The sequence below is a fragment of the Pseudomonas sp. PB3P13 genome, assembly GCF_054897735.1.
On the sequence record NZ_CM142702.1, the window covers coordinates 2,901,181 to 2,927,185 of the forward strand.

Sequence of the window (26,005 nt, forward strand, 5' to 3'; positions counted from 1 at the left end):
GCGTTGTTGCAGAGACGGTGTTCAGTTCACGCGCGTACCGACTCCAGCATCCGCAGCAGCATCGCGTCACACTTCGCCAACTGCGCCACACTCACAAACTCATCCGGCTTATGGCCCTGGTCCATGCTGCCAGGCCCACACACCACGGTAGGAATGCCGACCGCATCGAACAACCCGCCTTCGGTGCCAAACGCCACCGTGCCGAATTCCCGCGATCCGCAAAACGCCGCAATCAACTCCGCGGCCTGGCTGCGCTCATCGGTGACCAAACCGGGGTAGGCGGACAATTCGGTAAAGCGAATCGCACTTTGCGCGCTAACGGCTTGCATGCGTGGCAACACCTGTTGTTCGGCGTAAGCCATCAACGCCGACGCCACCTCACCCGGATCCTGCGACGGCAGCGCACGGACTTCAAAATCAAACCGACAGTCCGCCGGCACGATATTCAGCGCCTTGCCACCACTGATCACCCCGGTTTGCACCGTGCTGAAGGGCGGGTCAAACCGCGGGTCTTGCTTCTCCCGCAGTTGTTGCCCGATTCGCCCCAGCTCACCAATCAACTCTACGGCATGCTCGATGGCATTCACGCCAGAAGGCGCATAGGCCGAATGACAAGCCTCGCCATGCACATCACAGCGCATCGCCAACTTACCTTTATGCCCAAGCACAGGTTTGAGTTCCGTCGGTTCGCCGATAATGCACAGCATCGGCTTGACCGGCCGCTGCTCCAGCACCTTGAGCAATGAGCGCACGCCGAGGCAACCCACTTCCTCGTCGTACGACAGGGCGATATGCACCGGTATCCGCAACGGCGCTTCAACCAACGCCGGCACCAGGGCCAGCACGCAGGCGATATAGCCCTTCATGTCCGCCGTGCCCCGGCCAAACAGCTTGCCGTTTCGCTCGGTCAATTCAAACGGCGGTACCGTCCATGGCTGGCCATCGACCGGCACCACGTCGGTATGCCCCGACAGCGCGATACCCGGCCATTCAACCGGGCCGATGCTGGCGAACAGGTTAGCCTTGCTGCGTTCTTCGTTATGGATCAGCTCGCTGGTCACGCCGAAACCCGCCAGGTAATCGCGCACAAACGCGATCAGTTGCAGGTTGGACTCCCGGCTGGTGGTATCAAACTGCACCAGCGTTTGCAGCAGTTCACGGCTGCTGCTCATCGATCGTCACCCGCCACGCCGTAGCCGGGAGAGCGGTCGGGGGCGAGGGCACGATCGATATAGTCCTGCATTTGCGGGCGATAGGCGTCCCAGAGCTTTTGCAGCTGACCGATGGGTTGTTCATCGGCCCAGTCCACCCGCAGGTTGATGATCGGCCAGGTCAATTCGCCCACCACCACCACCGCGGCCGAATGCACCGGGCCGGCTTCGCCACCGGCGTCGATGGCGGCGTTCATCGCGGCGAGCAAACGATCGGCCAACTGACCTTCACCTTGCTCGAACGCCTGGACCATCGCCTCGATCACCGCGCGGTCTGCAAGCATATTGCCGGCCGCCACGCACTGTTCGCCTGACACGGCGTTGTGGGTGCCGAGGGTTTTGCTGCCGCTGAAATGCACGGCGCGGCCCAGGTGATCAATCGCCGTCAGTTGCCGGTATTGGCTGTAGCCGTTACTCGTCAGCGCTTTATCGAGGGCGTCGGCAGGGGCCAGGCCCAGTTCCAGCAGGTCAAGCACCTCCGGGCCCAGGGCTGGCAGCGTGATGTTCTGGGTCGACACTGCGCCCACACCCGGGCGCAGCCACGGGCAGCGCGCCCCCACGGCGATGCTCGATGAGCTGATGGCGATGCCCAATTGGCCGGTGTCTGCGCAACGGGCGACGATTGAAAAGGTCATGGGTAGCCTCCTTATTCCGGGATAACCGCGATCACGTCGATTTCCATCAGCCATTGCGGCTGACCCAGGGCGGACACCACCAGCCCGGTGGAGATCGGGAACACGCCCTTGAGCCACTTGCCGACTTCCTGGTACACCGGCTCGCGGTAGCGTGGGTCGATCAGGTAGGTGGTGGTTTTGACGATATGACTCAGGTCGCTGCCGGCCTCTTCGAGCAGTTGCTTGACGTTTTTCATGGCTTGTTCGGCCTGGGCGCGCGGGTCGCCAAGGCCGATCAGGTTACCGTCGAAATCGGTACCCACCTGGCCGCGGACATACACGGTGTTGCCGGCGCGCACCGCCTGGCACAGGTCGTTGTCCAGACTCTGGTTGGGGTAGGTTTCCTTGGTGTTGAACATGCGAATACGGGTGTGGGTAGGCATCAAAAAAACTCCGGCAAAAGTGATCAGGCGCTGACAGGGGATTGGCGAACGACCGGTGCGGTTTCGCGGTATTCAAGGTATTGGCGCTGGATGGCGATATGGTCGGCGACGTACTTGGCGTCGTGCCACACGCCCCAGATAAACGACGAGCCACGGCGCGACTGCCACGGCAAACCCAGGAAGTAGATGCCCGCTTCGCTGGCCACGCCTCGCTGGTGCTGCGGCTTGCCGGCGGCGTCAAACGCATCGACTTTCAACCAGCTGTAATCCACGGCAAAACCGGTGGCCCAGATGATCGAGGTGATGCCGGCCTTGGCCAGGTCCAGTTCCAGGATCGGGTGCTTGATGCAATCCGCGTCGGGGAACACATGACGGGCTTCAGGTTCCAGGGGCAGGTCCAGGCCGTTACGCTCGACATAGGCGTCTGCGGCATCCAGCAGGGCCAGGTAGTTCTCATCGCCACGCGCGAGGTTTTCCACCAGGTTGGGCTGAAACGTCGCGACGCTGCCATTAAAGGATTGAGTCAAGCCGACCAGTGTCATGCCTTGCCGGGCCAGTTCACGGAAGTCGATGGTCTTGCCGCCATGGGCGCCGCTGACTGCGATGGTCACGTGCTCACGGCCGGGTTTCATCGCGGCCTGGTCCCACTCGCCCAGCACCCCCAGCCACCAGCAGAAATCACGGTTGCGATAGGCACGAGGCGGGCGGTCGTGGGCGCCAACGGACAGGAACACCTGGCGACCGGAGCGCTGCAACTCATCGGCGATCTGCACCCCGGAGGAGCCTGCGCCCACCACCAGCACGCCGCCGACCGGCAGTTGCGCGGGGTTGCGATAGTCAGCGGAATGGATCTGGTGCAGCGCCACGTCTTGCGGCGCGATAGCCGGAATCACCGGCTTCTGAAATGGCCCGGTCGCGGCCACCACGCGATTGGCTTCGATCACGCCTTCGCTGGTATGCACGGTGAAGCCTGGGCGCCCCACGTTGCGAACCACCGAAGTCACGTCTACGCCGGTACGAATCGGCGCGTTGAATTTGCGTGCATAGGCTTCAAAGTAGTCCGCCACCCGCTCTTTTGGCGCAAAGCCATCGGCGGCGACGTCATCAAATTCCAGGCCGGGAAAACGGTCGTGCCAGGCGGGGCCGTTGGCAACCAGCGAATCCCAGCGCCCGGTGCGCCAGCGCTCGGCAATACGGCTGCGCTCCAGCACCAGGTGCGGCACGCCTTGCTTGCTCAAGTGTTCGCTCATGGCCACGCCAGCCTGACCGGCCCCCACCACCAAAGTGTCTACTTTTGTTATCGCTTCAGTCATGTGTCTGTCCTTGCGTAATGCAGTTGGATTCAGGTCGTGCATGACTTCAAGGCTAGGGGGGAGGGGGGTATTAATAAAATATTATTAAGCTGGGAAGTGAGCATAAATATCGGATGCAAGCTCACCCTATCGGGTGATTTCGATGATTTCCCGGGTGTGGGACCATCATTTCCATTCATTCAATGAGTCTTTGATGTGGAAAACGACCGGCTTTCTTCTGCGCAATGGTTCGAGCAAATGGCTCATGTCACCGAGAGCATCGGGCAGGCGGGCTTCGCGGCTGCTTTGTTCGATGCCCTTGGTTGTATCTGGCCGATTCAGGCCACAACGCTGTATTTGTACCCGCACGGCGGCATGCCCAGCGCGTTGTTCGAGCTGGAAGGGCCATGGTTGCCACAAGGCAACGTGCGCCAGTACCTGTCCGGTTTTTACTTGCTGGATCCGTTTTACGGGGCGTGCGTGGAGAGGGTTGCCTCAGGGTGTTACGACCTGGCGGATGTCGCTCCCGATCATTTCGAACTCAGCGAATATTTCCAGTCGTTTTACCGGCACTCGCACCTGGAGGATGAGCTGAACTACATCCTGCAGTTGAGCAATGGGTCGAGCCTGGCGGTGTCACTGGCGTTCACGCAAAAGCTGGACGCGGCCACGACACAACAGTTCAAGCGTATAGCGCCTTGGGTGCTGGCCGTGCTGGGCAAGCATTTTGTCGGCCTGGATGCACAGGGTTCGCGCTTTGAAAGCCAGCTGGAGCAGCGCATCCACGCAGCGCTCAACAATTTTGGCTCCTCGATTCTCACAGAGCGCGAATGCCGGATTGCTCAACTGATACTGCGCGGCCACTCCACCCGCTCGCTGGCCGAGCGCCTTGGCCTGTCGGAAGACACCATCAAGTCTCACCGCAAACACATCTACAGCAAGCTCGATATAGGCGCGCAATCGGAACTGTTTTCCCTGTTTATCGATTCGTTGGCCGAAGCCCAAGGCGTGCTCAGTAAAGATCCCCTTGAAAGTTATATGAACAAGATCCGCTGAGCGGATCACTACTAACAAGAGAGAAAAAACATGAACTTACCATTCGAACCCAAACGCCAGACCGAGGAATATCAGAAGTCCGACGCGGCCCACCATATCCACGCGTTTGTGGATCAAAAGGCGCTGAATGCCGAAGGCCCCCGGGTGATCGTCCGCGGCGAAGGCCTGTATGTGTGGGACAGCGAAGGCAAGCGCTACCTGGACGGCATGTCCGGCCTGTGGTGCACCCAGCTAGGTTATGGTCGCAAGGACTTGACCGCCGCCGCGGCGGCGCAGATGGACCAGCTGGCCTACTACAACATGTTCTTTCATACCACCCATCCGGCGGTGATCGAGCTGTCCGAGCTGCTCTTCAGTCTCTTGCCAGGCCACTACAGCCACGTGATCTACACCAACTCCGGCTCCGAAGCCAACGAGGTGTTGATCCGTACCGTTCGCCGTTACTGGCAGGTGGTTGGTCAGCCGCAGAAAAAGATCATGATCGGTCGCTGGAACGGCTATCACGGCTCCACCCTGGCGGCTTCTGCGCTGGGCGGGATGAAATTCATGCACGAGATGGGTGGTTTGATTCCTGATGTCGCGCATATCGATGAGCCTTACTGGTACGCCCAGGGCGGCGAGTTGACCCCGGCTGAGTTCGGACGCCGCTGTGCCCTGCAGCTGGAAGAAAAAATCCTGGAACTGGGTGCCGAAAACGTCGCGGGCTTTATCGCCGAACCTTTCCAGGGTGCTGGCGGCATGATCTTTCCGCCGGAAAGCTACTGGCCGGAAATCCAGCGCATTTGCCGTCAATACGATGTGCTGCTCTGCGCCGATGAGGTGATCGGTGGCTTTGGTCGCACGGGCGAGTGGTTCGCCCACGAGTACTTCGGTTTCGAGCCGGACACCCTGTCGATCGCCAAAGGCCTGACCTCCGGCTACGTCCCCATGGGCGGCCTGGTGCTGGGCCAGCGCATAGCCGATGCGCTGGTAGAGCGGGGCGGCGTCTTTGCCCACGGTCTGACCTATTCCGGACACCCGGTCGCGGCGGCGGTGGCGTTGGCGAACCTCAAGGCGCTGCGTGATGAGGGCATCGTGCGCACGGTGAAGGAAGACACCGGGCCGTACTTGCAACAGATCCTGCGTGAAGTGTTCGGCAACCATCCGATGATCGGCGAGATCCAGGGCGCGGGCCTGCTCGCCGCCTTGCAGTTCGCCGAGGACAAGAGCACGCGCAAACGCTTCGACAACGAAAACGACCTGGCCTGGCAATGCCGCACCTTTGGTTTTGAAGAGGGGGTGATCATTCGTTCGACACTGGGCCGCATGATCATGGCGCCAGCATTGGTGGCCACTCGCGCGGAACTGGATGAGCTGGTGGAAAAAACCCGTCTCGCGGTAGACCGCACCGCTCGAATCGCGGAAAAGCTGTGAAGTGATCTGATCACCACCCCGTGCCCGGGGTGGTGATCGTCATCTTTACATCGCCCTGCGGGTAAAGCGGACAGGCATTTGTTCAGCGGATGAATCACTGACGGTACCGATCCCATCGGGTACCGCGGCGCCCTGCATTCAAATTTCCAGGAGTCAGCAATGAATACAATAACAAACGCGGCCGATACTCCCTCCCATCACTCTCCCTCCAAAGTGACATCGTCTCGCCGATTTCGACAACCCCTCGGGCTTGTCGGGCTGGTGCTCTTCGGCCTGGCGTACATGGTCCCGCTGGCCGTGTTTACAACCTACGGCCTGGTCACCCAGATGACCAAGGGCCACTTGCCAACCGCCTACCTGCTGACGCTCGCGGCCATGCTTCTGACCGCTTATAGCTATGGACGCATGGTCCAGGCGCATCCTTACTCAGGATCGGTCTACACCTACACGCGCAAGGCGTTCGGCGCCTACTTTGGCTTCATCGCCGGGTGGACCTTGCTGCTGGACTACATCTTCCTGCCGCTGCTCAGTTATTTGCTGATCGGCATCTACATGTCTGAATACTTCCCTGCAGTGCCAACTGCCGTATGGGTGCTCGGTTCAATTGCCTTGGTGACCGTTCTCAACCTGGTCGGGATCGAGTCGATCACCCGGGTCAACTGGATACTTGTTGTTGCCCAGTTGGTGTTCATTGTGGTGTTCGTGGCGTTATCGGTGCACAACCTGAGTGGGCACTCCGAACCGGTTTCGCTGCTCGCACCCTTCCACCACGAAGGCTTCAGCGTGCCGTTGATCATGACCGGCGCAGCGGTGCTCTGCCTGTCCTTCCTCGGCTTCGATGCGGTGTCGACAATGGCCGAAGAGACGCCCGACCCGCGACGCACAATCCCGCTCGCAATCATGGTGGTGTCGTTGTTCGGCGGGCTGCTGTTTCTCGTCGTGTCCTATTTCGCCCAAATGGTTTTCCCCGAATGGAACAGTTTCGCCGACCCCGACTCAGCCTCGGTGGACGTGATGCGTCGCGTCGGTGGCGAACTGCTGGTGACGGCGTTCACCGCCACCTATGTGGCGGGCTGCTTCGCCTCGGCAATGGTCTCCCAGGCCAGTGTCTCCCGCGTGCTGTTTGCCATGGGACGCGACGGTGCGCTGCCTCGAGTGTTCGGCAAGCTGGTTTCGAAAAAACGCGTACCGGCCACCGCGATCATGCTGGTCAGCCTGTTTTCGTTGATTGCGCTGTTCATCACCCTGGACACCGTGGCCAACATGATCAGTTTCGGTGCGCTCTTCGCGTTTTCGGCGGTGAACCTGTCGGTGATCAAGCATTACCTGGTCGACCAGCAGTTGCGGGGTACTCGTAACTACCTGTTGTACGCGGCGCTGCCTGGATTGGGCTTTCTCAGCACTATCTGGCTGTGGACGAGCCTGTCCGGCATGTCGTTCACCATTGGTCTGGGCTGGATGGGGCTTGGGCTCATTTGCCTGCTGGGTATCACGCGCGGGTTCCAGGTGAAGATGCCTGAACTGCACATGGCGGAATAAAAAAATGTCATCCATTGGGAACTACACCATGTTCGATCTTGACCACTGGCAGCAACGTGCTGCCCGCCAAACCTTTATCGACAGCGCCTTGATCGACGGCCAGCAAGTGGGCGCGTTGTCCGGGGCGACTTTCGACGCCATCAACCCTGCGACCAACCAGCTGCTTGCGCGCGTCGCGGCGTGTGGCATTGAGGAGGTCAATCTGGCGGTGCGTTCTGCCCGCCGTGCTTTTAACGAAGGCCCTTGGCGACGTATGTCGCCTGGGGAGCGCAAGAAAATCCTGATCAAACTTTCCGGGCTGCTAATGACCCACCGCGAAGAGCTGGCGCTGCTCGATTCGCTGAACATGGGCAAGCCGGTGATGGATGCCTACAACGTGGATGTGCCCGGTGCCGCACAGGTGTTCGCCTGGTACGGCGAAGCCCTCGACAAGGTCTACGATCAGGTCGCGCCCACCGCCCGCAATGCGCTGGCCACCATCACCCGCGAAGCGTTGGGGGTGATTGCTGCCGTGGTGCCGTGGAATTTCCCGCTGGACATGGCCGCGTGGAAACTGGCACCTGCATTGGCCGCTGGCAACAGCGTTGTACTCAAACCCGCCGAGCAATCGCCATTCTCCGCCCTGCGCCTGGCCCAACTTGCCCTGGAGGCAGGCGTCCCGGAAGGCGTGCTGAACGTGGTTCCGGGCCTGGGCGAGAGCGCCGGCAAGGCGCTGGGATTGCATCCGGACGTGGATTGCCTGGTGTTCACCGGCTCCACTCAGGTCGGTAAATATTTTATGCAATATTCCGCCCAGTCCAACCTCAAGCAGGTCTGGCTGGAGTGCGGTGGCAAGAGCCCGAACCTGGTGTTTGAAGACTGCCAGGATCTGGAGCTGGCGGCGGAGAAGGCCGCCTTCGGCATTTTCTTCAACCAGGGCGAAGTCTGCTCGGCCAACTCTCGGCTGTACGTGCAACGCTCTATCCACGACGAATTTGTCGAGCGCCTGATCAGCAAGTCGCGTGCGTGGATGCCCGGTGATCCTCTGAACCCGGGTAGCGCTGCAGGGGCAATCGTCGACAGTGAGCAAACCGCCCGCATCATGAAAGCAATCGGCCAGGCGCATGCAGACGGTGCCACGCTGTTGGCCGGTGGTGAGCAGTTAATCATCAACGGTTCCTCCAACTTCATCCAGCCGACCATCTTTGGCAGCGTGAAAAGCGACATGAGCATTGCGCGGGATGAAGTGTTCGGTCCTGTTCTGGCGGTCAGCGCCTTTGACTCTGAGGAGGAGGCCGTACAGCAAGCCAACGACAGCATTTATGGCCTGGCGGCGTCGGTATGGAGCGATGACCTCAATCGTGCCCATCGCGTAGCTCGCGCCTTGAATGCCGGGACGGTCTCGGTCAACACCATCGATGCGCTGGATGTGTCGGTGCCATTTGGGGGCGGCAAGCAGTCGGGTTTTGGTCGCGATCTGTCGCTGCATTCCTTTGATAAATACACGCAACTGAAAACCACCTGGTTTCAGCTGCGCTAAGACGCTGTTAGACCTTCGCTATTCCTGGTCAGTTAAGCCGTTGGGCCAGGTCGAACTGCGTTTGGGAGAGCCTGAGGATGTCGACAATGTCGGCGCGCGCCGGGTTGGAATCCGATACTGCGGCATGCTCAGTGCTTCTCTCTCGCGGGGAGGGTTGCCTCCAGGCTCAAGCCCTCGAGGTAGTGCTCCAGATCCTTTTCGTTCACCTGAGTAAAGCGCCCTTGCTCAAGATCCACGATACCGATCGAGGTGGCCTGTCGCAGGGCCTCAATTTTGGCAGTGTCTTCGGCGATACGCTGTTCCAATAGCCGCAAACCTTCCCGCATCACTTCGCTGGCATTCTGATAGCGGCCAGACTGCACCAGGTCATGGATAACCTGTTCCTGATGAGGGGTGAGCACAACGTTTCGCGTCGCCATAATAAGCTCCAGCTTTCGACAAACAGTATCTTTCTTTCATTGGCATATTATGCCATTTCACCTGGGTGCACATAGTTTGGGATTTGAGTCTGACGAACTGTGACGTACGGGGTCGTCCTTTGTAGCAGGCGCACAAAGTCAAAAAAGGGCTGTCGCAGCGGGACGTCGTAGCCAGCTTGATGAGTGTAGGCCTTTGGCCTTCAGTTTGGCCAAGCCTGGTTTGATGTGTCAGGCGCTCTCTAGCGTTCCGCCCTAAGCCTCATCCCTTTCAAGGTCTTTTTGTTTTAGCAGCCTTAATTACCCGGTCGTTGAAACATGTGCATGCACTGCGGCGCCTTGAACCCATGTCTTGGGCTTGGGCACCTTTGGACCACGAGGGCTTTTCGCAACTTGTTTGGGTTGAATGTTTCTGGCCAGCTCCAATAAGCGCTGAGCCAGTTTTTCCAGTGGAACGGCGGGAAGAAATTCCGAGGGCAACGCAATCTGCGTTCGCTCATAACCACTTCTGACCTGCACCGCCAAGTGATAGATCGAAGCTTCCCATCCTTCAGGCTGGCTATCGCGATGAGCCTGCTCGACGCTGCGTTTGAGGACGGCCAGGACGTTGTAAGCCAGTACCGCAGTGGTGAACCCGAGCAAGGCAGCCTTTGGACTGCCAAGGGTTTCAATTCGGGTATCCCTGAATGAAATTTCAGCCTATCCGGCTACGCCTAAAGACTCTCAGGGTCGCCAAAAAACATCTGAATGCGCGAGCGCAACCAGCGCTCACCCGGATCGTTGTCCTGCGACCCCCGCCAGGCCATGTGCAATTCGAACGTTTGCACTGGCAACGGCGGGTCCTCTGCGCGTACGCCGCCCGCCGCTGTTAGCGCTTCAGCCGTGTAATCGGGCACGGTCGCGACAATGTCGGTGCCACTGAGCAGCGTACTCAAGCCGTTGAACTGCGGCACGGCCAGCACTACGTGACGTTTGCGCCCGAGTTTTTCCAGTTCTTCATCTATGAAGCCACTGAGGTCGCCGGCGAATGACACCAGCGCATGCGGCCGCGCGCAGAAATCGTCCAGGCTCAGCGGGCCGGGCACGGTGTCCGCGCGAAGCAATTTCGGCAGGCTGCGGCGCAGCACCTTGCGTTTGGCGTTGGCCGGCAAGTCCTGCGTGTAGCTCACGCCAATAGAGATTTCACCCGAGGCCAGCAGGCTGGGCATCAGAATGTAGTTGGCACGACGCACCACCAGGACAATGCCCGGCGATTCGGCACGCAGGCGCTTGAGCAGCATGGGCAGCAAGGCGAATTCGACATCGTCCGACAAACCGATACGAAACACAGCGGTGCTGGTCGCTGGATCGAAGTCTGCCGCGCGGCTGACGGCGGTGGAAATCGAATCCAGCGCCGGCGAGAGCAGGGCGAAGATCTCTACGGCCCGGGCCGACGGCTCCATGCTGCGGCCAGTGCGTACAAACAAAGGGTCGTCGAACAGCCCGCGCAGGCGTGAGAGCGCAGCGCTGATGGCCGGTTGGCCGAGGAACAACTTCTCCGCAGCCCGGGTCACACTGCGTTCATGCATCAATGTTTCGAACACGATCAACAGGTTCAGGTCGACACGACGTAGGTCATTACGATTCATCTGGTGTCCTGGCAGAGTCAAAGCTTGACGAGGGCGGTCATATGGGAACAATGGCCGGCATGAATATTACGGGCAAAGACTGGTACTCTGCACCGGGTAAATTCAGATTTCCTACGAAGCTGGCTCCCGGCTTCCTACACTGCTTTGCCGATGCTGCAGATGTTGCGAATCAATGACAGGCATGTCGACTATTAATGGCCACTGATGGTCTTGGGTTCAAAGCCCATATAGAGTTCAGGGCATTAGAGGTTTATTTGACGAGGTTTGCGATGTCACGCACGATCCGTTTTCACAAGTTTGGTCCGGCCGAGGTGCTCAAATGCGAAGAGCATGCGGCCGCTCTGCCGGCGCCCGGCGAAGTGCAGGTGCGCGTCGAAGCGATTGGCATCAGCTGGTATGACACGCTCTGGCGTCAAAACCTGGCCTCGTCCCATGCTCGGCTGCCTTCAGGCTTGGGCCACGAAATGGCCGGCGTCGTCACGGCGCTTGGCGAGGGCGTCGAGGACCTCGAAATCGGTGACAAGGTCGCCAGTTTCCCGGCCGAGAGCCCCAACGATTATCCGGTCTACGGTGAGCAGATCGTACTGCCGCGCACCGCACTGACACGTTACCCGGATGTGCTCAGCCCGGTTGAGGCCAGCGTGCATTACACGCCGCTCTTGATCGCCTATTTCGGTTATACGGATCTGGCGCGGGTCAAGCCGGGTCAATTCGCCCTGGTGACGGACGCCAGTCACTGCGCGGGACCTTCGTTCGTGCAGTTGGGCAAAGCCTTGGGCGTGCGAGTGATTGCCGCGACCAAGACCGCCGATGAGCGCGAATACCTGCTGTCGCTGGGTGCCGAGAAAGTGATTGTCACCGAGGAAGAGGATCTGCTGCTGCGGATCAACAAGATTACCGACAATCGTGGCGTCGACGTTGTGTTCGATGGTCTCGGCGGCCCGCAGATGTCGCTGTTGGGGGATGTACTGGCGCCGCGTGGCAGCCTGGTGTTGTATGGCCTGCAGGGCGGTAACCAGACGCCGTTCCCGGCGTGTGCAGCGTTCCAGAAGAACATTCAGTTTTTCGTGCACTGCATCGGTAATTTCACCGGCAAACCGGAGCTGGGCATCATTCAGGATCAAGTGGCCCTGCAACGTGCATTGCGCGATATCAACCAGCTGACCGCAGACCGTGTGCTGCTGCCGCTCAAGACCCGGGTATTTCCGTTTGCCGAGTTCGTCGAAGCGCATCGCTATATGGACGAGTGTCCATGCCGCGAGCGAGTGGCCCTTGAGATCGAACCTGCGTAAACCTTTTGAAAAGTCCGTGCCAGCACGGACTTTTTTTCGCCACCCGCAAAGCCACCTCCCGTACTCCCGTGGCGCGTCGGTTTCACCCGTTCAGCAACTGAACCGGTTTTTGCTCTCCATCTGTATCTTCTAATCAGCATTCAAGCCCTGATAATTGAATGAATATTTTCATCTCAAGGAATGAGTCATGGCTGAGTATCATGGTGATACTTTTCATTGCGTGACGTTGATATACGTGCGAACAGTCGTACAGTGTTATGCCGCTTCCAGAATATCCTCTGCTATATCTTTCTTTATTTGTTGTACTCATTGTCTGTGGGATGCTGTGGGATATTTCCTAGGACGGTTTCCTGTCGGGCAAAACCCCGGCACCACAAGGCTTTCCAGCCATTCGTGGGTCGTCGGGTTGCGTGCAACGTTCAGGCACCCTGAATAATTAAACCCGAAGTTAAGTGCTAGCATTTGACAATCAAGACCCGCACTTATTAGTGGCCGGCAATGCGTCGCGCAGAGCTTTTCAGTGGTTGCGTGATATAGAACTTACAAGCATCAGGTAAACAAGATGACCAGTATTCATGATCAGGCGATGAACTATGTCTATCAGCAAGTGCTCCAGCGCTTGCTTGGTTTTTTCTCCCGTGCCGAGCGCACGGCATTACAACTGTTGATACAGCGTTTGGTCCTCGCCGCAGGCGGCATGGAACGCATCGGCGAATACAAGGTTCTGACCATTCAGAACGGCACTCGCGACAGCTGCCATACCTTGGCGCTGCTACGGGCGGCTCAATTGAGTATTGCCGGACGCGCACCCGTCACGTTTCAGCTGCGCGTGGCCTCCTTGCGCCTGAATGGCACCAGCCCGACGGCCCGCGAGAACATCCAGCGCAGCTACAGTGCGCTGTTCTTGCACGACGACCCGCGGGTCGAAGTGGTGGTGGTCGATCATCGCCAGGTATTGGCGTTCGATCCGCATGCAACGATCTCCAATGCCGGGCGCGAAGCCAATCGCCTTAATCTGCTGATGGTGGGCCATCGTCGGGTGTGGGACCAGCCGATCAATATCTGGGACGACCACTATCTGGCCACCGGGGAGTTTTATGGGCAGGTCGCACGCTGGCGGGGCGGCGTCGATGCCCTGGTCTGCAGCGACAACCTGCGTCAGCAAAGGCTCTACATCGATGCAGTGAAGCGGGCGGCCGCCAAGGTCGGGGTGCAGATTTGCACGCCGGGGAACGATGGCTTCGAGCAGCTTTTCGACGTGCTCGATGAACTCGGCAATGACTGCTATCGCGCGCTTTATACCAGGCAAGCGCAAGCGCAATGGCGCCCGGCCGAGGAGTTCGAAGAATGCCGTCGCACTTCATACGTCGACATCCAGGACATTCTCGTCAGCAACCTGGAAGAGCGCTGGCCCCTGCTGACCGAATTTTTGGGTTATCAACCTGACGAATTCTGGGCCCACCTGGGGGATAACGAATGCGTCAGCCCGTGGATAGCAGCCCATGTGCGCGGTTTGCATGCGTGCTTTGTGCAAGGGCGAAGTTATGAATCAGGTGTAACCGAGTATCTGCAGCGCGCGCTGGTATTGATGCGTCGTCGGCAGGTGCCCGAGCGATTGTGCGATCTGGCGGTGGAAGCCTTCGGCAACCCGGCCAGGGCTGCGGAACGCCGTGCTCATGCGGCAGCAGACGCGCAAAAGAGCCTGGGACTGAGCGAGGCGCAACTGGTGTGTCTGCTGTTTGCTCCCTTTAACGAAAGGGGCGCTTCACTGGAGCGTTTTCTGCGTCAGTGTCATCCCGGCATGCTGGTGGCCATGCCTGACTTGCATCGGGCCATGCAGGGGCATCCGGTGTCGGATCAGATTATGCAATGGATGGTCGATGTCAGCGGTTTACCGGTGAACCTGATCGGCACGCTCTATCACATGGGCCCTGCGCCCGAGCGCGAAGGGCGTGCAACTGAACTCACAGCCGTGGAAAACGCCAGTGTCGGGGACGGTACGGCCGCGGCGGCGGGTGAATGGTCTGCAGGGCGTTGAAAGGACCACGCGAAACCGACTTCGCCTATCAAGCGGTGTATCGATACCTCACCCACTTGATCAATGAACCTGGCAGCGACACGCAGGTCCGTTTGCCGTCACTGCGACAATTGGCGGATCGCTTGAATGTATCGATATCGACTATTCAGTACGCGTATTCGTTGCTGGAAAAGGAGGGGCGCGTCTTTTCAGTAGCCAAATCCGGCTACTTCGCGTTGCCGGTGTCCTCGATCGATCCGCTGGACAGTGGCCGTGACTTGCTCGAGACGGTGTATGCCAGCGCCCGTCGCCCAGGCATGCTGGTCTTGAGCGCCGATGAACCGGCGTTGCTGCAACCTCTGGACAATCCTCTGCTGTTGCTGGAAAGAGAATTGCTGCGCCAGTATCCACGCCAGCCACATACCCTTTTGCAACCTTGCGGAGAACTGCAATTGCGTGCCGCACTGGCGGCCCGCTATACCACTTCGCCGCTGCGCTGCTGGCATGCCCATGATGTGTATATCGGTGCGGACCTGCGCGGCGTGCTGGAAATACTCATCGCGGTGCTTGGCCTCAAAGACGCCACGGTGCTGCTGGAGTCACCTTGTGACTGGGTGATTCTGCGTCTGTTTCAGACGGCGGGGGTCAACGTGATTGAATTACCGCTGCAAGCCGAGGGTGGTGTTGATATTGATCAGCTCACAGCGTTGCTGGAGACCCGGCCAGTGCGCCTGGTGATGGTTTCATCTGCGGTGAGCATGCCACGCGGCAGTCAGGCGCCCGACGACAACAGGCAGGCAGTTGCGCGCCTGCTGGAACGGCACGGCAGTTGGGTGCTGGAAAACGACTGTTATGCCGAACTGGAATTTGAAGCGCACGGCGCACGCTTTCGCGATTGGCTGGACCCGGACAGGCTGATCGTGTTTTCGACACTGGAAAAAATTCTCGGCTCGGAGGCGCCTTACGGGTTCGTGCTTTCACGTCATTTCAGCGACGCCTTCCAGCGACATTTTCTGCTGCGTTCGTTTCGTCTGTCGCCGATTCGCCAAAAAGCCATCGCCCGGCTGTTCAGTAACGGTCGAATCGACCAGCATCTGCAGGTATTGCGGCGCTTGCTCAACGAGCGCAAGGGCCACATGACACAGCTGTTGCAAGAACGCCTGGGCGATGCCTTGCATTTCGTCGAGCCGCAAGGAGGCGCGACGGTCTGGGTGCGTTCGCTGCGCCAGGTGGATACGCGCCGGGTGTTTCGAAGACTGCTCACGCACCATGTGGTCATCGCGCCGGGTGAACTGTTCAGCCTGCAAGGTCTGCACTCTCAGCATCTGCGCCTGAGCCATACGTTTGGTGGCGATCATGATCTCGGCACCGCATTGAGTTTGCTCGGTGACGCCTTGCGCCTGGAATCTCTGGACTGAGGCGCATGCCTGTCTGCCGAGGCTGTTGGATCGATCCCGTCGCGTTGCGGTCAAACTGCCAGTAAACTGCCTTCCACTTCCTGAACCACTCTTTCCCAGAGGTTTTTGCATGACACTCAGTCCTTTTGCGGGTAAACCGGCACCGGCAGAACTGTTGGTCGACATCCCGCGACTGGTGACGGCTTATTACACCGGTCAGCCCGACGCGAGCATTTCCACCCAGCGTGTGGCATTCGGCACCTCCGGACACCGCGGTAGCTCGTTCGACCTGAGTTTCAACGAATGGCACGTTCTGGCCATCAGTCAGGCCATTTGCCTGTACCGCGAAGCCCAGGGCATCGATGGTCCGCTGTTCGTCGGCATCGATACCCATGCGCTCTCGACTCCGGCCGGCGCCAGCGCACTGGAGGTGTTGGCGGCCAATGGCGTGACGGTGATGATCGCCGAAGGTGACGAGTACACACCGACCCCGGCCATTTCCCACGCCATTCTGTGCTACAACCGCGGCCGCACCTCGGGCCTGGCGGACGGCGTCGTGATTACGCCGTCGCACAACCCGCCGCAAAGTGGTGGCTACAAATACAACCCCACCAACGGCGGCCCGGCCGATACGCACATCACCAAATGGATCGAGGCCAAGGCCAACGAGCTGCTGGGCAACAAGCTCGCCGGGGTCAAACGGATCAGCCACGAGCAGGCGCTGAAGGCGAGCACGACTCACCGCCATGACTACCTCAACACGTATGTCGCCGACCTGATCAACGTGATCGACTTTGACGCCATTCGCGATGCCAGACTGCGCCTGGGCGTAGACCCGTTGGGCGGAGCAGGGGTGCGTTACTGGTCGGCAATTGCCGAGCATTATCGACTGGACCTGGAAGTGGTCAACCAACAGGTCGATTCGACTTTCCGCTTCATGACCGTGGATTGGGATGGTCAGATTCGCATGGACCCTTCGTCCAGCCACGCCATGCAAGGCTTGATTGGCTTGAAGGACCGCTTTGATGTGGCGTTCGGCTGCGACCCGGATCACGACCGCCATGGCATCGTTACGCCGTCGGGCGGTTTGCTCGCTCCCAACAACTATCTGGCGGTGAGTATCGATTACCTGTTCCGCAATCGTGCGCAGTGGCGCGCCGATGCCGCCGTCGGTAAAACCGTGGTCAGCAGCGGTTTGATCGACCGCGTGGCCAAGCGTCTGGGCCGTCACCTGTATGAAGTGCCGGTCGGTTTCAAATGGTTTGCCGATGGCTTGTTCGACGGCTCATTGGGTTTTGGCGGCGAAGAAAGCGCCGGCGCGTCATTCTTGCGTAAGGATGGCGGCGTCTGGAGCACTGACAAGGACGGTTTGATCCCTGCATTGTTGGCGGCAGAAATGACCGCGCGCACCGGCCGTGACCCGAGCCAGGCTTACCGCGCATTGACCGATGAACTGGGCGAACCTTTCTCGGTGCGCGTCGACGCCAAGGCCAATCCGGAGCAGAAAGCGTTGCTGAGCAAGTTGTCACCGGACCAGGTGAAATCCACCCAACTGGCAGGTGAAGCGATCCAGAGCATTCTCAGTCATGCCCCGGGCAACGACCAGGCCATTGGCGGTTTGAAAGTCATGACCGAAAACGGCTGGTTCGCGGCGCGTCCTTCCGGCACCGAAGACATTTACAAGATTTATGCGGAGAGTTTCGTCAGCGACGAGCATTTGAAACAGTTGGTGGCCGAGGCGCAAACATTGGTCGATGGCGCCATTTCGGGTAAATGACGGACCGGCGAATACGCCAGCACGTGCACTGAAGATTGAACCTGATGCAAAAAAGGGCGACCGTCGAAGGTCGCCCATTTTTTTGCCCGTGCATTCAATCAAGCCAGGTCAACCAAGACTATCTCACTGTCCTCGACCGCGGTCACTCTGAGCAATTGCTCATCAGCCACTGCAACACCGTCTCGAGCTTGTGCACGCAAACCATTGACTTCAATGACCCCGGTCGCCGGAACCAGGTAAGCGCGACGGCCATTGTCCAGCCGATATTCCGCCGACTCGCCAGCTTTCAGGTTGGCAGCCACCAAGCGCGCGTCGGCACGGATACGCAGGCTCTGATCGTCGCCGGACTTGCCGCTGGCCAAAGTCACAAAGCCTTCACGTTGACCCTTGGGGAAGGGCTTGGCGCCCCACGATGGTGCTGCGCCGGCTTCGTTCGGAATGATCCAGATCTGGAAGATTTTGGCTTCGCTCGATTCCAGATTGTATTCGCTGTGAGCGATCCCCGTGCCGGCACTCATGACCTGCACGTCACCTGCTTCGGTGCGCCCCTTGTTGCCCAGATTGTCCTCGTGGGTGATTGCCCCCTCACGCACGTAAGTGATGATTTCCATGTCCCGGTGAGGGTGCTTCGGGAAACCGGTACCAGCAGCGATGATGTCATCGTTCCACACCCGCAGGTTGCCCCAGTTCATGCGGTCAGGGTCGTAATACTCGGCGAACGAAAAATGGTGATGGGCATCCAGCCAGCCGTGATGGGCACCGCCCAGTCGATTGAAAGGTCTGAGTTCGAGCATGTTCGTCTCCTCGATAGGTGGTAATGGCGAGCATCATCAATCAGATACGCATCGATAAAAAGCGTAAAAACTGCAGTGTTATGATCGATAACACCGATATTTCAATAAATCAGCTTGTTGGCTCATAACCTTCAGTTCGTCGCATAAGCCAATGACCTGTAAGCAATTCACTGGAACTGAAAGGCAAAAACGCACACCATGGCTTCACAGCCTCACACCCTGGAGTCAGTCCGCGTGCCGCAACACACCCCCGATCTTCCTCCCGAACTACGCCCCTTGGCCGAGATGCCGTTACTTAAACGTCTGGCCGCACGATTTTTCGGGCATGGCCTGACCCGCCTGCGCGCCCAGCACCGGGCGTCCTGGCTTCACGGGCAAGCTGACGGTTTTCGCAGCGGGCATAGCGCTGGCGTTGATTACGGCTATCAGGAGGGCAGGATTGAAGGGCTGGAAGAGGGGCGGCAGGTATTACTGATCCGCGACTCACGCTCGACCGATCACCGTCCGCCGAACATCGATGACCACCTGTTCGACGACTGGCGGCTGCCGTTGACGGCGGACCTGAAGAAGCGCATGAAGGCCGACGTTGCCCGACTACTGGCACCCCACGCGCAGCCCAGCGCCGCGCAGTGGAAAATGATCTTCAGCGATACGCCATCGACCTCGGTGATTGCCGGTGCTGGAGCGGGCAAATCCACTACGCTGGCGTTGCGCATTCTGTTGCTCAGCCACTACCTGGGCTTTGAGCTGAGTTCGATGACCGTGGTGACGTTTACCCGAGAGTCGCGCAAAGACTTCATCAACAAATTGATCGAATTATTCGCGCTGTGGGGGCGGGTAGTCAGTCTCGGAGAAGCTCGGGAGCTGGTGCGCACGTTCCATTCGCGCATATTGCCGATGGTCCGCAGCCTGCCGGGTTTCGAACGTCTGCAGGCTTTCGAAAACCTCAGTCATCGCGCCCAGGGTCGGGAGGAGGAGGTCGACAGCAATCCCTTCGACCTGCGCATCAACGACGCGCAGCGTCAGCAGCTCAACGCCTGTTATCACCAATTGCATACGCGTGACGAACGATTCCGCGAGTTGATCAAACCGCTGTCCCGGCATGCCTTGCAGCTCAAGGAGCTGGAGCGCGACCATCCCGACGTGCAAAAACGCGTCGCTGTGACCGAATTGGCGGCCAGACGCGACGAAGAACTCTGCGACCTGATCGAGGACTTGTGGTTTCGCGCCGACGCCTGGCCGATCAAAGGCATTGAGCCGAAGCGGCAGACGTTCGAGATCAACGGTTCTACCTTTCACAGCCATGGCTACATCCCGAGCCTGGACGCTTGGGTGGTGCTGGGGTTCGATCCTCGCGAAAACCCGCAGGTCGGTCGGCCGGGGTCCAAATTGTCGCTCCGCGCAGAATGGGCGGTAAAGCGCACTCTGTTTCAAGCTTTCTGCCGTAAGCCACTGATATGGCTGGACAGTTATGAAATGTCCAAGCGCGTTTTAGCTTCGTTGGCTGGCGATGCCAGCGCCGGCCCGGGCTTCGAATACAAAGTGAAAGGCGAGCTGGGTTCCGCGCCATTGCTGGACTGTTTTGTTGCGGCCGCCGGGTTCATCGAAAACCTGGGGCTGGATGTGCCCGACGCTGTTGGCCGGATGAGTTTTGCCAAAGACGATCCGGACCGGTTTTTCTTTGAAGCTTTGAGCCTGTATTGGCGTGCGCTGGAGGATCATCTGCTGGACCACAAGCCGCCGATAATGACCTACAACCGCATGTTCGCCTTGTTCAGCGAGCATTCTCCGGAAAATCTTAAGCTGTTGAGCGACGAGTTGTTGCGGCCAATGTCGCACCTGATGATCGACGAATTTCAGGACGTTTCGCCGCAGATCGTCTCGTGGATTCGCGCCAGTCTTGCTGAAATACGCAGCCGCGGCCCGGCGATGCACGTGGGGCGCGGCGCGCAGCGCTCATCGTTGCTGTGTGTAGGGGATGACTGGCAATCGATCTATGGCTGGCGCGGCAGTTCGCCGACGTACTTCATGGAATTCAACAGGGAATTCCCGTCGCCGAGCACCAGTAAAGTCATGCTCAGCGAAAACTACCGAAGTCATCAGCACATCATTGACGCCGCCGAACACATTGTTCGCGCGGCGCCCGCGATCGCCGGGAAAAAGGCCAAGGCCAGCGCAGAAGCGAAACCGCTGCTGCCCGTCCATGTGCTGGAGCGCAATGATCAGGGACTCGCCAGGCAGCTCATGGATCACTACGAACGCGGCGATTCGATCCTCATGCTGTATCGAAAAAGCAGCGATAGGTTATTGATTGAGCAGCATATTCAGCCTGTAATTAATGTTGATTCGAGTTTGCCGTACGCGTCGCGCAGGTTGAAGCAATTGACCTATCACAGTGCCAAGGGCCTGCAGGCGGATGCCGTGTTTCTATTGGGCGATTGCCAGCACCTGACCAATTCGCCGTTCAAAAATCAGGTGTACCGCATGGCCGGGTTGGGCAAGGCCGGGGACAACGAAGCTTACGATAATGCGCAGAAGGACGAGATTTTGCGTTTGGCTTACGTCGGCATCACCCGGGCGGTGAGCCATTGCTATTGGTACGTGGATGCGTCGGACACTCAAGCGGCGAATATGCCCAAGGCCTCTGATCGGGTGGACAAGAACAAGCCGTTCTTCATCGATCATCGAGGCAATTAAGAGACACCGCGCCCTGTCGCAGCCGGACGCAGGCTGCGCCCGCTGCTACAGGATCGCGTACTGAGACTCAAGCATAGCTGTGCATGCGCAGCGCAGCAGAAGGAACAAACGACTCCAGCTCATCCTCCACCGCCTCGATAATCCGTTCGACATCCGCAGCATTCATCACCGTCGCACAGGGTATGCCGGCAATGGCGATCAGGGTCTCGCCACTGGCACGATCGAACAGACGGGCAATCATGCTGCCCGGCGCATCCATGCTCGCCTCGAAACCCATAGGGTGAAAATGCCAGCGCATGAGCTGGCAGGCATTTGGAAAGGTAACCTTGTTGCTGAAGCCTTTGTTCATGTGTGGCCCACCTGCATCATCGAGCGCTTCCGTTAGCTCATGTTAGGAGGGAAGAGCCGTCGTTGGCCCAACCGGTGATTGCCCTTAAAAGTAGCATTTGCATGTGAAATTAATGTGGATTTTTCAGGCCGTTTGGCGATTGGTTCAATTTTTTTTGATGCAGGTCGCGGCGTCCAGGTATTTTTCAGGACCCCCACCAGCGATTGATCGTTGATCAGGGCAGGGAATTTCGGCAAGCTCGGCTTTTGCGTAACAGAGCCGTCCATGCAAGCCGATGAAGAGGGTCCGCTGCAAACCGGGATCACCCGCGACACCGTCATGCGCTATCACCTGCGCTGGAAACACCGGGATCTGGACGGGGTGATGGCGCTGTATCACCCCGACGTTCAATACAACGACTTTTTCCAGGACCGGGTCATGGGCCTGGATGAATTGCGCGAGTACGTGCGCAGCAGTATGCCGCGCGACCCGGACGAGGCACTTGAGCACTCGGACCGGATTCGGCTGGACGGCGACACGGCGTTCATTCAATACCGCATCACCCTGCGTGGCGGTGAAGGCCTGGTGTCGTTCCGTGCCAGCGAGGCAATCACCGTTCGTGACGGCCTGATCTGGCGGGTCAATGAGTATGCGTCCCTGGTGCATGAACAGAACGCCCGTACGAGCGCCGTTACCAAGCGGCCGGCGGTCAGTCGCCTCGGGTTGTCGCCGCGCCAGTTGAGCTTCATGGCGGATGACCTGCAACAGTATTTCCAGCGCCAGCAACCGTATCTCGATCCCACGCTCGATCTGCAAAGGGTGGCCAGGGAGTGTGGGTACAGCCGCAATCAGATTTCCTATCTACTGAACCAGGTGCTCGGGCAGAGTTTTTATCGATACGTCAACCAGGCCCGCTTGCAGCACTTGCTCGCGGCGCTGAACACGACCGCACCGCCGGTGCGCATAGACGACCTGGCCTTCGCCGCCGGTTTCAATTCCTTGTCGGCGTTCTACAGCTGTTTTCGCCAGCACACTGGCGAGTCGCCAAAGGCTTACGCCAAACAAATTTCTTTGCGGGCACGCGCGCAAGACAATTCCTGAGACCACGCACTAGGATCGACGCCATCGAAGTTTGATTGGCGGAGTCTGGCATGTCGGCGTGGCGCAACATCAGTTTATGGATGGACCAACTCGAAGAGCCGCTACTGGCGCGTGCGACGCTGGAGCAGGATCTGGATGTCGACGTCGCGATCATCGGCGCCGGTTACACCGGACTCTGGACCGCGTATTACCTCAAACGTCTGGCCCCCGAGCTGACCATCGCCATCGTTGAAGCACAGACTGCCGGGTTCGGTGCGTCGGGGCGCAACGGTGGCTGGCTGATGGGCAACATTCTTGGCGAAGACCGCTTGCTGGCTGATCTGTCGCCGGTGCGGCGTCGCGCTTCTTACGATCTGCTGCACAGCATTCCCGATGAGGTGGAAGTGGTCCTTGAACGCGAAGGCATCGCGTGCGACTTCCGCAAAGGCGGCGCGTTGTATTGCGCTGCGCGCTATCCCGAGCAGGAAACCAGCCTGCGTCAATACCTCGACAAACTGTACAGCCAGGGCCTCACAGAGCGCGATTATCGCTGGCTTGATCGAGAGCAACTGGCGCAACAGGTTCGCGTGGCCAAACCTTACGGCGGCATCTACACCCCGCACGTCGCAACGCTGCATCCGGCGACACTGGTGCGCGGGCTGGCGAGGACGGTCGAGGGTTTGGGCGTGAAGATCTACGAAAACAGTGCGGTCACCCATTGGCGCTCGGGCAGCTTGCGCACCGACAAGGCTCGGGTTCGCGCCCGTTGGGTTGTGCCGGCCGTAGAAGGTTACGCCACCACATTGCCGCCGCTGGGCCGCTATCAGTTGCCGGTGCAGAGCCTGATTGTGGCCACCGAGCCACTGTGCGCTGCGACCTGGGACGAGATCGGCCTGAGCCACGGTCAGGCGTTCAGCGAAAGCAGCCGTCAAGTCACCTATGGACAGCGCACCGCTGACAACCGTCTGGTATTCGGCGCCCGCGGTGGTTATCAGTTTGCCGGCAAATTGCGGCATGACTTTGACCTGACCACCCGCGAAGTCGAACTGCGCCGCTACCTGTTCAGCGAGCTGTTCCCTCAGCTCAAGGACGTGCGCATTACCCATGCCTGGGGTGGCAATCTGGGTATGTCGCGCCGATTCAAGCCGCACATGCTCTGCGACCAGGCGAGCGGCATCGCACTTGCTGGCGGTTACGGCGGCGAGGGCGTGGGCGCCAGCAACCTGGCCGGCCGCACCTTGGCCGACCTGATTTTGCAGCGCGACAGCGAACTGGTCAGTCAGCCGTGGGTGATCGTTCAGGGCGGCTTCCAGGCGCTCAAGGCCTGGGAACCGGAACCCTGCCGCTGGCTCGGTTACAACGCGATCATTCGCAGCTTCGTCCACGAGGACCAGACGCTGGCCAATCCGGCCAGCCCACCCTGGCGGCGCGCGCTGTCCAGCCGGGTGGCCGGGTTCATGGAAAGTCTCATGCAGTAATCACCAAGCTTTTCATTCAAAGGCTTCATCGAGGTAACCCTATGAGCATCACGCAATTCAAAAACACCGCCACCCTTGAGCTGCACGCGTCGAATCCGGTGGCCGTACCGTTGGGCACACCGGTCGCGGTGGCGTCGACCACCACCGTTGAACACGACGATGGCGTCGAAACCGGCGTGTGGGAGTGCACTCCGGGCCGTTGGCGGCGCCAGATCGTCGCCCAGGAGTTCTGCCATTTCATTCAGGGCCGCTGCACGTTCACCCCGGATGGTGGTGAAACCCTGCACATAGAAGCCGGCGACGCACTGATGTTGCCGGCCAACAGCCTCGGTCTCTGGGACATCCAGGAAACCGTGCGCAAGAGCTACGTTTTGATTTTCTGAACCTTGGTCATTTGATTGCCTGCCAGCCTAAAAAAGACAAAAGCCCTTACAGGAATCGACGCATGAACCGCAAGACACTGACACTGGCCCCCCTTGCACTGGTCGCGACCCTCGGTCATGCGGCCGAGACCGTTAAAATCTACAACTGGTCGGACTACATCGCCCCGGACACCACGAAGAACTTCCAGAAAGAAACCGGTATCGGTTTCAGCTACGACGTCTACGACAGTAATGAAACCCTGGACGGCAAGTTGATGACCGGTAAATCCGGCTATGACGTGGTGTTCCCCTCCAACCATTTCATGGCTCGACAGATTCAGGGCGGGGCGCTGAAGAAACTCGACAAGAGCCAGCTGCCGAACTGGAAAAACCTCAACCCGGCTTTGCTCAAGGCCCTGCAAACCAACGACCCGGGCAACGAGCACGGCTTTCCGTACCTCTGGGGCAGCACCGGCATCGGTTACAACGTTGCCAAGGTCAAGGAAGTGTTGGGCGATCATGCGCCGGTGGATTCCTGGGACCTGATCTTCAAACCCGAGTACATGCAAAAGCTGCAGAAGTGCGGTGTCGCGATTCTCGATAACGGCCCGGAGATGTTGCCCGCCGCATTGAATTACCTCGGGCTGCCTCACCACAGTACAAAACCGGAAGACTACAAGAAGGCTGAAGCGTTGTTGATGAAGGTCCGCCCCTACGTCAGCTATTTCCACACGTCCAAATACACCAGCGACCTGGCCAACGGTGACATCTGCGTGGCGGTGGGCTTCTCCGGGGACATCCTGCAAGCGGATGGCCGGGCGAAGGAAGCGAAAAACGGTGTAGAGATCGGTTACGCCATTCCCAGGGAAGGAGCGCCAATCTGGTTCGATATGGTGGCAATGCCGGCGGATGCCCCGGACGAAAAGGCCGGCTACGCATTCATGAACTACCTGCTACGCCCCGACGTGACCGCCAGCATCACCAACCACGTGCATTACGCCAATGGCAACGAGCAGGCGGACAGCCTCATCGACCCGGCGATCAAGAATGACACCAAGGTGTATCCGAGTCCGGAAATGATGGGCAAGTTGTTTGCGCTGGAGGCCATGCCGCTGAACATCGACCGGATTCGGATGCGGTTGTGGAACAAGATCCGGACCGGGAGTTGAGGCATATTTTGTAAGGATCGAGGGCCTGTCGGACGTTTGATATCGCTGTAAATTCTTGCCTCCCTGGATGACTGCCGCCAATCAGCCTCGGGCTCAGTCTTCCTAGCGAACCGTCGCCACTTCATCAGCGCGAACTTTCACCCTGGACCCGGAGATGTCTTCAAACTCGTAAAAGCCATCTTTAGTCTCGGTTTTCGGCATGTCCTTGGTCAGGTACTGAGTACCGTTCTGCAGCGTCACCACCGTTTGCGTCGAGCAACCGGCCAGCGCCAGAACAGCGACGGCGACCAAGGGCAAACCCAGCTTTTTGATATTCATGACTACCTCTCATCCGTAAAAAAACAATGCGATCGCGTCGTTGCAGCAATCGGTACTGTACCTGACGCGGTTGGTGCGGCGGATCACTGGAAAGTTCTACCTGCGCGCAAAAAAAACTGAAATATCCATGCCGCTTATCCTTTTCCATTTGCGCCCCACCGTGCA

General features: G+C 59.0%; 22 protein-coding genes and 2 pseudogenes. 13 read left to right on the forward strand and 11 right to left on the reverse strand.

Translation table 11 applies throughout. The features are described from left to right. Positions 1–26: 26 nt before the first annotated feature. The 4 genes from argE to ACYZT1_RS13435 are packed head-to-tail and all read right to left on the reverse strand — an operon-like array spanning position 27 to position 3,623. A complete protein-coding gene (gene argE, locus ACYZT1_RS13420; RefSeq protein WP_462015206.1) occupies positions 27–1,172 on the reverse strand; it encodes an acetylornithine deacetylase in 1,146 nt (381 codons plus the stop codon). Next, a complete protein-coding gene (locus ACYZT1_RS13425; RefSeq protein ID WP_462015207.1) occupies positions 1,169–1,846 on the reverse strand; it encodes a DUF1028 domain-containing protein in 678 nt (225 codons plus the stop codon). The genes argE and ACYZT1_RS13425 overlap by 4 nt, the downstream gene beginning before the upstream one ends. Positions 1,847–1,857: 11 nt before the next feature. After that, on the reverse strand, positions 1,858–2,268 hold the full coding sequence (locus ACYZT1_RS13430) for a RidA family protein (protein ID WP_003207327.1): 411 nt from the start codon (positions 2,266–2,268) through the stop codon (positions 1,858–1,860). Positions 2,269–2,291: 23 nt separating this feature from the next. Then, the gene (locus ACYZT1_RS13435) at positions 2,292–3,623 is read right to left on the reverse strand and encodes a flavin-containing monooxygenase (RefSeq protein WP_462015208.1); all 1,332 of its coding nucleotides are present in this window, start codon (positions 3,621–3,623) and stop codon (positions 2,292–2,294) included. Positions 3,624–3,818: 195 nt separating this feature from the next. Between ACYZT1_RS13435 and ACYZT1_RS13440 the strand changes: the two genes are divergently transcribed. The 4 genes from ACYZT1_RS13440 (at position 3,819) to ACYZT1_RS13455 (ending at position 9,087) form a co-directional block, all read left to right on the forward strand. Then, on the forward strand, positions 3,819–4,616 hold the full coding sequence (locus ACYZT1_RS13440) for a helix-turn-helix transcriptional regulator (protein WP_462019246.1): 798 nt from the start codon (positions 3,819–3,821) through the stop codon (positions 4,614–4,616). 30 nt (positions 4,617–4,646) lie between these two features. Then, entirely contained in the window at positions 4,647–6,029 is a 1,383-nt protein-coding gene (locus ACYZT1_RS13445) for an aspartate aminotransferase family protein (RefSeq protein ID WP_462015209.1), read from the forward strand. A 159-nt stretch (positions 6,030–6,188) separates the two neighbouring features. After that, positions 6,189–7,568 (forward strand): APC family permease, encoded by a 1,380-nt coding sequence (locus tag ACYZT1_RS13450; protein ID WP_462015210.1) that lies wholly within the window; start codon positions 6,189–6,191, stop codon positions 7,566–7,568. A 28-nt stretch (positions 7,569–7,596) separates the two neighbouring features. Next, on the forward strand, positions 7,597–9,087 hold the full coding sequence (locus ACYZT1_RS13455; protein ID WP_462015211.1) for an aldehyde dehydrogenase: 1,491 nt from the start codon (positions 7,597–7,599) through the stop codon (positions 9,085–9,087). A 52-nt stretch (positions 9,088–9,139) separates the two neighbouring features. On the opposite strand, the pseudogene ACYZT1_RS13460 reads toward ACYZT1_RS13455, so the two are convergent. The 4 genes and pseudogenes from ACYZT1_RS13460 to ACYZT1_RS13475 all read right to left on the reverse strand — a co-directional run. Beyond that, positions 9,140–9,213: pseudogene (locus tag ACYZT1_RS13460) on the reverse strand (type II toxin-antitoxin system RelE/ParE family toxin); the annotation flags it as partial. A 2-nt stretch (positions 9,214–9,215) separates the two neighbouring features. Beyond that, positions 9,216–9,506 (reverse strand): type II toxin-antitoxin system ParD family antitoxin, encoded by a 291-nt coding sequence (locus ACYZT1_RS13465; RefSeq protein WP_462015212.1) that lies wholly within the window; start codon positions 9,504–9,506, stop codon positions 9,216–9,218. Positions 9,507–9,774: 268 nt separating this feature from the next. Then, positions 9,775–10,184, reverse strand: a pseudogene (locus ACYZT1_RS13470) (IS4 family transposase); the annotation flags it as partial. A gap of 32 nt (positions 10,185–10,216) precedes the next feature. Continuing rightward, on the reverse strand, positions 10,217–11,131 hold the full coding sequence (locus ACYZT1_RS13475) for a LysR family transcriptional regulator (RefSeq protein ID WP_462015213.1): 915 nt from the start codon (positions 11,129–11,131) through the stop codon (positions 10,217–10,219). Between the two features lie 269 nt (positions 11,132–11,400). Between ACYZT1_RS13475 and ACYZT1_RS13480 the strand changes: the two genes are divergently transcribed. The 4 genes from ACYZT1_RS13480 (at position 11,401) to pgm (ending at position 17,614) form a co-directional block, all read left to right on the forward strand. Further along, positions 11,401–12,423: a zinc-dependent alcohol dehydrogenase family protein gene (locus ACYZT1_RS13480; protein ID WP_462015214.1), complete on the forward strand. Its 1,023-nt coding sequence runs from the start codon at positions 11,401–11,403 to the stop codon at positions 12,421–12,423. 562 nt (positions 12,424–12,985) lie between these two features. After that, complete coding sequence (locus ACYZT1_RS13485; RefSeq protein ID WP_462015215.1) at positions 12,986–14,461, forward strand: hypothetical protein; 1,476 nt, start codon at positions 12,986–12,988, stop codon at positions 14,459–14,461. Next, positions 14,458–15,858 (forward strand): aminotransferase-like domain-containing protein, encoded by a 1,401-nt coding sequence (locus ACYZT1_RS13490; protein WP_462015216.1) that lies wholly within the window; start codon positions 14,458–14,460, stop codon positions 15,856–15,858. Before ACYZT1_RS13485 ends, ACYZT1_RS13490 begins: the two co-directional genes overlap by 4 nt. A 109-nt stretch (positions 15,859–15,967) precedes the next feature. Further along, a complete protein-coding gene (pgm, locus tag ACYZT1_RS13495) occupies positions 15,968–17,614 on the forward strand; it encodes a phosphoglucomutase (alpha-D-glucose-1,6-bisphosphate-dependent) (protein WP_462015217.1) in 1,647 nt (548 codons plus the stop codon). A gap of 98 nt (positions 17,615–17,712) precedes the next feature. Here the strand turns inward: pgm and ACYZT1_RS13500 are convergent, their stop codons facing one another. Continuing rightward, on the reverse strand, positions 17,713–18,408 hold the full coding sequence (locus ACYZT1_RS13500) for a pirin family protein (protein WP_462015218.1): 696 nt from the start codon (positions 18,406–18,408) through the stop codon (positions 17,713–17,715). Between the two features lie 234 nt (positions 18,409–18,642). On the opposite strand from ACYZT1_RS13500, the gene ACYZT1_RS13505 reads away from it, so the two are divergent. After that, positions 18,643–21,105, forward strand: a complete 2,463-nt coding sequence (locus ACYZT1_RS13505) for a UvrD-helicase domain-containing protein (protein ID WP_462015219.1) — start codon at positions 18,643–18,645, stop codon at positions 21,103–21,105. A gap of 67 nt (positions 21,106–21,172) precedes the next feature. Here the strand turns inward: ACYZT1_RS13505 and ACYZT1_RS13510 are convergent, their stop codons facing one another. Further along, positions 21,173–21,454, reverse strand: coding sequence for a DUF1652 domain-containing protein (locus ACYZT1_RS13510; protein ID WP_462015220.1), 282 nt, complete (start codon positions 21,452–21,454; stop codon positions 21,173–21,175). Between the two features lie 264 nt (positions 21,455–21,718). Between ACYZT1_RS13510 and ACYZT1_RS13515 the strand changes: the two genes are divergently transcribed. The 4 genes from ACYZT1_RS13515 (at position 21,719) to ACYZT1_RS13530 (ending at position 25,522) form a co-directional block, all read left to right on the forward strand. Beyond that, positions 21,719–22,534: a helix-turn-helix domain-containing protein gene (locus ACYZT1_RS13515; RefSeq protein WP_462015221.1), complete on the forward strand. Its 816-nt coding sequence runs from the start codon at positions 21,719–21,721 to the stop codon at positions 22,532–22,534. A gap of 50 nt (positions 22,535–22,584) precedes the next feature. Beyond that, positions 22,585–23,991, forward strand: coding sequence for an NAD(P)/FAD-dependent oxidoreductase (locus ACYZT1_RS13520; RefSeq protein WP_462015222.1), 1,407 nt, complete (start codon positions 22,585–22,587; stop codon positions 23,989–23,991). Positions 23,992–24,032: 41 nt separating this feature from the next. Continuing rightward, a complete protein-coding gene (locus ACYZT1_RS13525) occupies positions 24,033–24,374 on the forward strand; it encodes a cupin domain-containing protein (RefSeq protein ID WP_462015223.1) in 342 nt (113 codons plus the stop codon). A gap of 62 nt (positions 24,375–24,436) precedes the next feature. Beyond that, positions 24,437–25,522, forward strand: a complete 1,086-nt coding sequence (locus ACYZT1_RS13530) for a polyamine ABC transporter substrate-binding protein (protein ID WP_462015224.1) — start codon at positions 24,437–24,439, stop codon at positions 25,520–25,522. Between the two features lie 102 nt (positions 25,523–25,624). Here the strand turns inward: ACYZT1_RS13530 and ACYZT1_RS13535 are convergent, their stop codons facing one another. Then, positions 25,625–25,840 carry a YgdI/YgdR family lipoprotein gene (locus ACYZT1_RS13535; protein ID WP_462015225.1) on the reverse strand — a complete coding sequence of 72 codons (216 nt, stop codon included), beginning with the start codon at positions 25,838–25,840 and terminating at the stop codon, positions 25,625–25,627. Positions 25,841–26,005: the final 165 nt, after the last annotated feature.

What these genes read in the sequence shown, in the direction of transcription:
- ACYZT1_RS13430 (WP_003207327.1), bottom strand. Translation starts at nt 2,268, where the DNA reads ATGCCTACCCACACCCGTATTCGCATGTTCAACACCAAGGAAACCTAC.
- ACYZT1_RS13455 (WP_462015211.1), top strand. Translation starts at nt 7,597, where the DNA reads ATGTTCGATCTTGACCACTGGCAGCAACGTGCTGCCCGCCAAACCTTT.
- ACYZT1_RS13485 (WP_462015215.1), top strand. Translation starts at nt 12,986, where the DNA reads ATGACCAGTATTCATGATCAGGCGATGAACTATGTCTATCAGCAAGTG.
- pgm (WP_462015217.1), top strand. Translation starts at nt 15,968, where the DNA reads ATGACACTCAGTCCTTTTGCGGGTAAACCGGCACCGGCAGAACTGTTG.
- ACYZT1_RS13510 (WP_462015220.1), bottom strand. Translation starts at nt 21,454, where the DNA reads ATGAACAAAGGCTTCAGCAACAAGGTTACCTTTCCAAATGCCTGCCAG.
- ACYZT1_RS13535 (WP_462015225.1), bottom strand. Translation starts at nt 25,840, where the DNA reads ATGAATATCAAAAAGCTGGGTTTGCCCTTGGTCGCCGTCGCTGTTCTG.
- ACYZT1_RS13440 (WP_462019246.1), top strand. Translation starts at nt 3,819, where the DNA reads ATGGCTCATGTCACCGAGAGCATCGGGCAGGCGGGCTTCGCGGCTGCT.
- ACYZT1_RS13520 (WP_462015222.1), top strand. Translation starts at nt 22,585, where the DNA reads ATGTCGGCGTGGCGCAACATCAGTTTATGGATGGACCAACTCGAAGAG.
- ACYZT1_RS13515 (WP_462015221.1), top strand. Translation starts at nt 21,719, where the DNA reads ATGCAAGCCGATGAAGAGGGTCCGCTGCAAACCGGGATCACCCGCGAC.
- ACYZT1_RS13445 (WP_462015209.1), top strand. Translation starts at nt 4,647, where the DNA reads ATGAACTTACCATTCGAACCCAAACGCCAGACCGAGGAATATCAGAAG.
- ACYZT1_RS13425 (WP_462015207.1), bottom strand. Translation starts at nt 1,846, where the DNA reads ATGACCTTTTCAATCGTCGCCCGTTGCGCAGACACCGGCCAATTGGGC.
- ACYZT1_RS13435 (WP_462015208.1), bottom strand. Translation starts at nt 3,623, where the DNA reads ATGCACGACCTGAATCCAACTGCATTACGCAAGGACAGACACATGACT.
- ACYZT1_RS13525 (WP_462015223.1), top strand. Translation starts at nt 24,033, where the DNA reads ATGAGCATCACGCAATTCAAAAACACCGCCACCCTTGAGCTGCACGCG.
- ACYZT1_RS13475 (WP_462015213.1), bottom strand. Translation starts at nt 11,131, where the DNA reads ATGAATCGTAATGACCTACGTCGTGTCGACCTGAACCTGTTGATCGTG.
- ACYZT1_RS13480 (WP_462015214.1), top strand. Translation starts at nt 11,401, where the DNA reads ATGTCACGCACGATCCGTTTTCACAAGTTTGGTCCGGCCGAGGTGCTC.
- ACYZT1_RS13465 (WP_462015212.1), bottom strand. Translation starts at nt 9,506, where the DNA reads ATGGCGACGCGAAACGTTGTGCTCACCCCTCATCAGGAACAGGTTATC.
- ACYZT1_RS13450 (WP_462015210.1), top strand. Translation starts at nt 6,189, where the DNA reads ATGAATACAATAACAAACGCGGCCGATACTCCCTCCCATCACTCTCCC.
- ACYZT1_RS13500 (WP_462015218.1), bottom strand. Translation starts at nt 18,408, where the DNA reads ATGCTCGAACTCAGACCTTTCAATCGACTGGGCGGTGCCCATCACGGC.
- ACYZT1_RS13530 (WP_462015224.1), top strand. Translation starts at nt 24,437, where the DNA reads ATGAACCGCAAGACACTGACACTGGCCCCCCTTGCACTGGTCGCGACC.
- argE (WP_462015206.1), bottom strand. Translation starts at nt 1,172, where the DNA reads ATGAGCAGCAGCCGTGAACTGCTGCAAACGCTGGTGCAGTTTGATACC.